At 77.5% G+C, this 8,716-nt stretch carries 1 protein-coding gene; it reads right to left on the bottom strand.

All coding sequences use genetic code 11. The features are described from left to right. The coding region (locus AE652_RS28080; RefSeq protein ID WP_049656445.1) for a non-ribosomal peptide synthetase at positions 1-8,716 on the bottom strand (8,716 nt) is incomplete at both ends.

Here is an 8,716-nt window from a genome sequence, read left to right as displayed (position 1 = left end):
ACGGGGGCGAGCGCCGGGCGGGCGGGGCCGTGCAGCAGCCGCTCCCGTTCGCCGGGCGGCAGCAGGTCGAGCCCGTCCAGCGGGGTGGCGCCGTCCGAGGCGGCCAGCGCGTTCAGGGTGTGCAGCAGCTGGTCGGCGAGCCGCCCGGCGGTCCGCCGGTCGAGGAAGCGCGGGTCGTGGCCGAGTTCCACGGCGAGCCGCTCGCCGGGCGAGACGACCACGGTGAGCGGGTAGTTGGTGGCCTCCCGGGCGTCCAGGTCGCGTACCAGCAGGCCGTACGCGCCGGCCGTGGCGTCGCCGACCGGGTAGTTCTCGAAGACCACCAGGCTGTCGAACAGCTCGGTGCCCGGCGGGACCTGACTCAGCCCGTGCATCCGGGCCAGCGGCAGGTGGTCGAAGCGGCGGTCCTCGGCCTGCTCCTCCTGGAGGGTGCGCAGCCAGTCGGCGCAGGGCTGCCGGCCGTCGACGGCGACCCGGGCGGGCAGGGTGGTGATGAACAGGCCGACGATGCCGTCGGAGCCGGCCAGGTCGGCGGGCCGGCCGGAGACGGTGGTGCCGAAGCAGACCCGCTGCTCCCCGCTCCAGCGCGACAGCAGCAGCGCCCAGGCTCCCTGCACCACGGTGTTGAGGGTGAGGCGGTGGCGGCGGGCGAACTCCTGGAGCCGCGCGGTCGCGGCCTCGTCCAGCCGGTGCGAGAGCCAGTCGCCGGAGCGGGCGGTGTCGCCCTGGGCGGGGCGGCGGTCGTAGGGCAGCGGGGTGGGGGCGGCGAGGTCGCCCAGCACGCCGCGCCAGTGCTCGACGGCGGCACCGGTGTCGCGGGCGGCGAGCCAGCGGACGTACTCCGCGAAGGGGCGGCGCTCGGCCAGCTCGGGGCGCTCGCCCCGGGCGAGGGCGGCGTGCGCGGCCAGCACGTCGGCGAGGACGTGGAAGACGCTCCAGCCGTCCAGCAGCACGTGGTGGAAGGCCCAGACCACCCGGACCTGGTCCGGGCCGAGCCGGACCAGGTCGAGCCGCAGCAGCGGGGGCCGGTCCAGCACCAGCGGGCGGGCCCGCTGCTCGGCGAGCAGTTCCTCCAGCCGGGCCGCGCGCTCGGCCTCGCCCAGCTCGCTCCAGTCGTGCTCGGTGACCGGCAGTTGCGCCTGGCGGTGGACCACCTGGAGCGGCACCGGCACGTCGCGCAGCGCCACCGAGGTGCGCAGCACCGGGGTGCGGTCGACGACGTGCTGCCAGGCGGCGGCCAGCAGGCCCGGGTCGCGGGCGCCGTCCAGGACGAAGGTGATCTGCTCGACGTAGAGGCCGTGTTCGGCCTCGTCCAGGCCGTGCACCACCATGCCGGTCTGGGTGGGGGTGAGCGGCTGGATCTCCGTCACCTCCCGTCCGGTGCCGGCCAGCCGGTCGACGCCGGCCTGGTCGAGGCCGGCCAGCGGGAAGTCGGAGGGGGTGCGGCCGCCGGCGCCGGGCTCGGCGCAGTGGCGGACGATCTCCCGCAGCTCGTCCAGCAGTTCGGCGGCCAGCCGGGCGACCGTCCCGCTGTGGTGCACCGCGCGGGAGTAGGACCAGGTGAAGGAGAGCCGGCCCTCGGCGACCAGGCCGAGCACGTCCAGCAGGTGGGGGCGGCGGGCGGTGCGGTCCATGCCGCCGGTGAGCGGGCCGGCCGGGGCGTGCAGCAGGCCGCCGGGGGTGGCGGTCCAGTCCTGCCGGCCCAGGTAGTTGAAGCCGATCCGCGGCAGCGCCAGGCCCGGCACCGGCTTGAGGTGGCGCAGGGCGCCGTGGCCGAGGCCGCCGCCGGGGACGGCGCGCAGGCTCTCCTTGACGGCCTTCAGGGCGGTGCCGGGGTCGGCGTCCGGGGGCACGTCCAGGGCGACGGGGTACATCGTGGTGAACCAGCCGACGGTGCGGGAGAGGTCGACGCCGTCGAAGGGCTCCTCGCGGCCGTGGCCCTCCAGGGCGACCAGCACCCGGCCGCGTCCGGTCCAGCGGGCCAGCACCCGGCCGAGGGCGCAGAGCAGGACGTCGTTGACCCGGGTGCGGTAGGCCTCCGGGACGTCCTGGAGCAGCCGGCGGGTGGACTCGGCGTCCAGGGCGAAGGTCAGCGACTCCTCGCTCTCCGCCGTATTGGCGCCGTCCAGGTCAACCGGCAGGTCGTCGTCCACCAGGCCCTGCCAGTACGGGAGTTCCGCGTCGAAGCCGCCGGCCGCGGTGTGCGCGGCGAGCCGTTCGGCCCAGGCCCGGAAGGAGGTGCTCTTGGCGCCGAGGTCGGGCCGCTCGCCCGCGCCCAGCGCGCGGTGGGCGCGCTCCAGGTCCTCCAGCAGGATCCGCCAGGACACCGCGTCCACCACCAGGTGGTGCGCGGCCAGCAGCAGCACCGGGCGGGGGTCGTCGGCGAAGCGGCAGAGCGCGGCCCGCAGCAGCGGTCCGGCGGCCAGGTCGAAGCCCTCGGCCAGTCGCTCGCCGAGGTCCCGCAGGACGGTCGCGCGCTGCTCCCCCTCGGCGGCGGGCAGCTCGTGCGGGCGCAGTTCGGGGGCCTGGCCGGGGGCGGTGCCGTGCTGGCGCCACCGGCCGTCGGCGAGCGGCTCGTAGCGCAGCCGCAGCGCGTCGTGGTGGTCCAGGACGGCGGCCAGCGCGGCCCGCAGGGTTTCCTCGTCGGTGTCCGGGGCGAGGGTGAAGGAGACGGACTGGGTGAGCCGGGCCGGGTCGCCGTCCAGGGTGTCCAGCAGCCAGTGCTGGACGGGGGTGAGCGGGGCCTCGCCGACCACCGCGCCCTGGTCGGCGGCGGGCTCGGGCCGCGGTGAGCGTTCGGCGGCGCGGGCGAGCTCGGCCAGGGTCTGGTGGGCGAACAGGTGCCGGGGGGTCAGCGCCAGGCCGTCCCGGCGGGCCGCCGAGACGATCTGGATGCCGAGGATGGAGTCCCCGCCGAGGGCGAAGTAGTTGTCGTCCGCGCTCACTTCGGGCACCCCGAGCACCTCGCGCCAGATGGCGGCGAGGGCGCGCTCGGTGTCGGTGCGCGGGGGCCGGCCGGCCTCCGTCGCGGGCGCGGCCCACACCGGCTCGGGCAGGGCGCGCCGGTCCAGCTTGCCGGTGGCGCCGAGCGGCAGCCGCTCCAGCGGCACCACCAGGGCGGGCACCAGGTGGCCGGGGAGGGTGTCGCCGAGGAAGGCCCGCCACTCGGCCTGGTCGGGCAGGGCGCCGTCGCGCGGCACCGCGTAGCCCACCAGCCGCTTGTGGCCGTCCTGGTCGACCACCCGGGCGGCGGCCGCCGTCACCCGGGGGTGGCGGGCCAGGGCGGCCTCGACCTCGCCGAGTTCGATCCGGAAGCCGCGCACCTTGACCTGGTCGTCGGCGCGGCCGAGGTAGTCGAGGCCGCCGTCGGCGCTCCAGCGCACCCGGTCGCCGGTGCGGTACATCCGGGCGCCGGGCGGGCCGTACGGGTCGGGCAGGAAGCGGGTGGCGGTCAGGCCGGGGCGGCGCAGGTAGCCGCGGGCCACGCCGGTGCCGGCCAGGTACAGCTCCCCGGGAGCGCCGACGGGCACCGGGCGCAGCCGCTCGTCCAGGACGTAGGCCCGGGCGCCGCCGACCGGGCGGCCGATCGGCGGGTCGCGGTCCGGGTCGGCGGGGTCGCAGGTGTGGGCGGTGGCGTAGACGGTGGCCTCGGTGGGGCCGTAGACGTTCAGCACCCGGCAGCCGGGGACGGCCTCGCGGACCTGGCGCACGGTGCGGGCGGGCAGTGCCTCGCCGGCCAGCACCACGGTGTCCGCCGCGAGGTGCAGGGCGCCGTCGGCGAGCAGTCCGCCGAGGGCCGAGGGCACCGCGCTGAGCAGGCCCGCCCGCCAGGGGCCGGGGCGCTCGGCCAGGGCCAGCAGGTCGCGCAGGAGTTCCACGCGGCCGCCGGAGAGCAGCGGCGCGAAGATCTCGAACACCGACACGTCGAAGTTGAGCGAGGTGGCGGCGAGCACGTGGGCCAGGCCGCCGTCGGCGAACTCGGCGGCGGCCCAGTCGGTCAGGGCGAGCACCGAGCTGTGGGCGACCACCACGCCCTTGGGGCGGCCGGTCGAGCCGGAGGTGTGGATGACGTACGCGGGGTGCTCCGGGCGCAGGGCGCCGTGCCGCTCCTCGTCGCGGACGGCGTCGGCACTGGCGGCGGCCAGGCGCTCGCGGCAGGCCGGGTCGTCCAGCACGATCCGGGTGGACGGGCCGTCGGGCAGCCGGCCGGCGGTCGCCGTGCCGGTGACGACGGCGTCGGGCCGGACGTCCTCGAAGAGGTAGGCGATCCGCTCGGCCGGGTAGCCGGGGTCGACGGGCAGGTAGGCTGCGCCGCTCTTGAGCACCGCGAGCAGTGCCACGGCGAGTTCGACGGTGCGGGGCAGCGCGAGCGCGACGAAGCGCTCGGGGCCGGCCCCGGCCGCGATCAGCAGCCGGGCCAGCCGGTTGGAGCGCTCGTCGAGCTCCCGGTAGGTCAGCTGCTCGTCGCCGGAGCGGACCGCCGGGGCGTCGGGGGTGCGGGCGGCCTGCCGGGCGAAGGCCTCGGGCAGGGTGCCGTCCGGTGCCTCGGCGACCGCCCCGCCGAGGCGGGCCACCAGTGCGCGCCCCTCGGCCGGGTCCAGCAGCGGCAGTTCGCCCACCGGCCGGTCGAGGCCGGCCGCCATTCCGGCGAGCAGGGTGCGCAGGCCCGCGCCGAGCCCCTCGACGGTGGCGGTGTCGAAGAGGGCCGGGTCGTGGTCCAGGCCGACCTCGATGGACTCGCCGGGCGCGACCACCACGCTGAGCGGGTAGCTGGTCGGCTCCAGCACCTGCTCGGTCTCCACGCCGAGGCCGTGCCGGGTCAGCGACTGGGCGTCGAAGGGGTAGTTCTCGAAGACCACCAGGCTGTCGAACAGGGCGGTGCCACCCGGCAGTTCGCTCCAGCCCTGGAGCTGGGCCAGCGAGACGGCGTCGTGCCGGCGGGCCTCGGACTGGTGGTCCTGGACCTCCCGCAGCAGCTCCCGCAGCGGGCGCCGGGGGTCGATCCGCACCCGGGTGGGCAGGGCGTTGATGAACAGCCCCACCATCGAGGTGACGCCGGGGAGTTCGGCGGGCCGGCCGGAGACGATGGTGCCGAACACCACGTCGTCCCCGCCGCCGTAGCGGGAGAGCAGCAGCGCCCAGGCGCCCTGGAGCACGGTGTTGACGGTCAGCCCGGCCTGCCGGGCGGTGTCGCGCAGCCGCTCGGACAGCTCGGGGCCGAGGGCGACCCGCACCGAGGCCGAGGAGGAGGCGCGGTGGGCGCCGGCCGGGCGGCGGTCCCGGGGCAGTTCGGTGGGGGCGGGGAAGCCGGCCAGGGTGTCGCGCCAGTACCGCTCGGCCTCCGCCCCGTCCTGGCCGGCCAGCCAGCGCAGGTAGTCGGCGTAGGGCGCCCGTTCGGCCGGAGCGGGGGCGCGTCCGGCGGTCAGGGCGGCGTAGCGCTCGCACACCTCGTCGAAGACCTGGGCGGCGCTCCAGCCGTCGAGCAGCACGTGGTGGAAGGTCCACACCACCCGGACCCGGGTCGGCGTCAGCCGGATCAGGGCGAGGCGCAGCAGCGGCGCGCCGCCGAGGTCGATGCCGGCCGCCCGGTCCTCGGCGAGCAGCCGGGCGGTGTCCCGCTCGACCTGTTCGGCGGGGCGGCCGGTCCAGTCGTGGTGGGCGACCGGGACGGCGGCCCGGTGCTGGACGACCTGGAGCGGTTCGGCGCCGTCCTGCCAGCTGAGCCGGGTGCGCAGGATCGCGTTGGCGTCGGCGGTCCGCTGCCAGGCCTCGGCCAGCGCGTGCGGGTCGGTGACCCCGTCCAGCACCAGCTGGACCTGGTTGACGTAGGTGTCGCCGTCCGGGTCGAGCAGGCTGTGGAAGAGCATCCCAGCCTGCATCGGGGTCAGCGGGTAGACGTCGGCGACCGCTCGGCCGTCCCCGGCGATCCGGTCCACCGCCGCCTGGTCGAGCCGGGCGAGCGGGAAGTCGGCGGGGGTGCGGCCGCCCGAGCCGGGCTCGGCGCAGTGGGCGACGATCTCCTCCAGGGCGCCCCGCATGGCGTGGGCGAGCCCGGTGACGGTGTCGGCGCGGTGCCGGCCGGCGCTGTAGTACCAGCCGATCTCCAGCTCGCCGTCCTCGACCCGGGCGACCACGTCCAGCAGGTGGGGGCGCTCGGTGCCGGGCGCCTCCGCGCCGCCGAGGCCGCCGGGGACGGCGCGGACCAGGGCGGCGCCGTCGGCGGACCAGTCGAAGCGGCCCAGGTAGTTGAAGGCGATGCCGGGGGCGGGCGCGTCGGCGAGCGCCGCGTCCCGGGCGAGGTGGCGCAGCGCACCGTACCCGAGGCCGCGGTCGGGCACCGCCCGCAGCTGCTCCTTGACGGCCTTCAGGGCGGTGCCCCAGTCCCCCGCCGGGACGTCGAGGGCGACGGGGAAGAGCGAGGTGAACCAGCCGACCGTGCGGGACAGGTCGAGGCCGTCGAACAGCCGGTCCTCGCGGCCGTGGCCCTCCAGGCCGACGGCGACGGTGCCGCGCCCGGTCCAGTCGGCGAGCACCCGGCCGAGCGCGGTGAGCAGCACGTCGTCGATCCGGGTGCGGTAGACCGCGGGGACCTGGCGCAGCAGGGCGTCGGTGCGGTCGCGGTCCAGCCGGACGGTCACCTCGCGCAGGTCGGCGGCGGTGTTGGTACCGTCGCCGTCCACCGGCAGCGGGGTGGCGCAGGCCCGGGCGGCGGCCGCCCAGTGGTCGCGCTGCCCGTCGAAGCCGCCGGCTTCGGTGTGCGCGGCCAGGCGGCGGGCCCACTCCCGGACGGAGCTGGTGCGGGCGGGCAGCCGCAGCGGGCGGCCCTCGACGGCCTGCCGGTAGGCGGTCTCCAGGTCCTCCAGCAGCACCCGCCAGGAGACGCCGTCGACCACCAGGTGGTGGACGGCCAGCAGCAGCCGGTCGGGCCGGGCGCCGTCGCCCTGGAACAGCCGGGCGGTGAGCAGCGGGCCGTCGGCCGGCCGGAAGGAGGCGTGGGCGGCCGCGGTCACCGCCTCCTCGGTGCCGTGGCCATGGACCTCCAGCAGCTCGGGCGCGGCCTCCTCGGCGGGGGCGCAGTGCTGCCGCCAGGTGCCGTCCTCGGCGCGGGTGAAGCGGGAGCGCAGCGCGTCGTGGTGGGCCCACAGGGCGGCCAGGGCGCGGCGCAGGGCCCGGGGGTCGACGGCGCCGGGGGCCTCCACCACCAGGGACTGGTCGAAGTGGTGGGCGTACTGCGGGTTCGGGTCGAGGAACCAGTGCTGGATCGGTGTCAGGCCGACCTCGCCGCCGACCGGTTCGGTGCCCGCGACGGTGACGGCGCTGCCGGCGGCCGCGGCCAGGGCGGCGACGGTGGGGTGCCGGAACAGGTCGCGCGGGGAGAGCGCGAGACCGGCGGCGCGGGCCCGGGAGACGACCTGGATGCTCAGGATGGAGTCGCCGCCGAGCAGGAAGAAGTCGTCGTCCAGCCCGACCCGTTCGACCCCGAGCAGCTCGGCCCAGATCGCGGCGAGCAGGCGTTCGCGGTCGGTGCCGGGGGCGCGGTGGGGGCGGTCGCCGCCCGCCGCCGACCAGTCGGGGGCGGGCAGCCGGCGGCGGTCCACCTTGCCGTTGGCGGTGAGCGGGAGTTCGGGCAGGGTGACGAAGGCCGCGGGCAGCATGTAGTCGGGCAGGTCGGCGGCCAGGTGGGCACGCAGCTCGGCGGCGGCGGGCGGCTCGGCGCCCTCGGCCGGCACCAGGTGGGCGGCGAGGCGCTTGCGTCCGGCGTCCTGGTGGAGCGAGACCACGGCCTCGGCGACGGCCGGGTGGGCGGTGAGCCGGGCCTCGATCTCGGCGGGTTCGATCCGGAAGCCGCGGATCTTGATCTGGTCGTCGGCGCGGCCGACGAAGTGCAGTTCGCCGTCCGCGCTCCACCGGACGGTGTCGCCGGTGCGGTACATCCGGGCGCCGGGCGGGCCGAAGGGGTCGGCGAGGTAGCGGGCGGCGGTCTCGCCGGGGCGGCCCGCGTAGCCGCGCGCGAGCCCGGCCCCGGCGATGTACAGCTCACCGGTGATGCCCGGCGGTTGGGGCTGGAGCGCAGCGTCCAGGACGTACGCCCGGGTGTTGTCCAGCGGGCGGCCGATCGGCAGCGTGGCGGGCAGCTCGTCGCCCTCGCGGAAGGCCCGGCGGGTGGCGAAGGTGGTGGTCTCGGTCGGCCCGTAGCCGTCGACCACGGTGAGGCCGGGGCAGGCCGCCAGGACCTTGCGGACGGCGGCGCCGGGCACCGCCTCGCCGCCGGTCCACACCTCGCGGGCGCCCCGCAGGCAGCCCGGGTCCTCCTGGGCGAGCAGCCGGAACAGCCCGGCCGTCAGCCACAGGCAGGTCACCCCCTGCTCGGTGACGGCGTGCCGGACGGCGGCGGCGTCCAGGTCCTCCGGTGCGGCGAGGACGGCGGTGCCGCCGCGCAGCAGCGGCACCCAGAGCTCGTAGGTGGCGGCGTCGAAGGCGTGCGGGGAGTGCACCAGCACCCGGTCGTGGCCGGTGAAGGCGCGGTCCAGGGCGAGCGCGGCGACGTCCCGGCGGCGCACCGCGACGCCCTTGGGGGTGCCGGTGGAGCCCGAGGTGAACATCAGGTACTGGACGTTGTCGGGGTGGACGGCCGCCGGGGGCGCGGCCGGCGCCCCGGTGCGGTCCGGCCGGTCGACGCGCAGCACCCGCTCGGCGGGGCGCAGCTCGGCGGCGG

Origin of the sequence: Kitasatospora sp. MY 5-36 (genome assembly GCF_001182915.1) — a bacterium.
Lineage (GTDB): Bacteria > Actinomycetota > Actinomycetes > Streptomycetales > Streptomycetaceae > Kitasatospora.
Note: the sequence above shows the minus strand (reverse complement) of the source record. Positions and strands in the feature narration are given on the sequence as shown.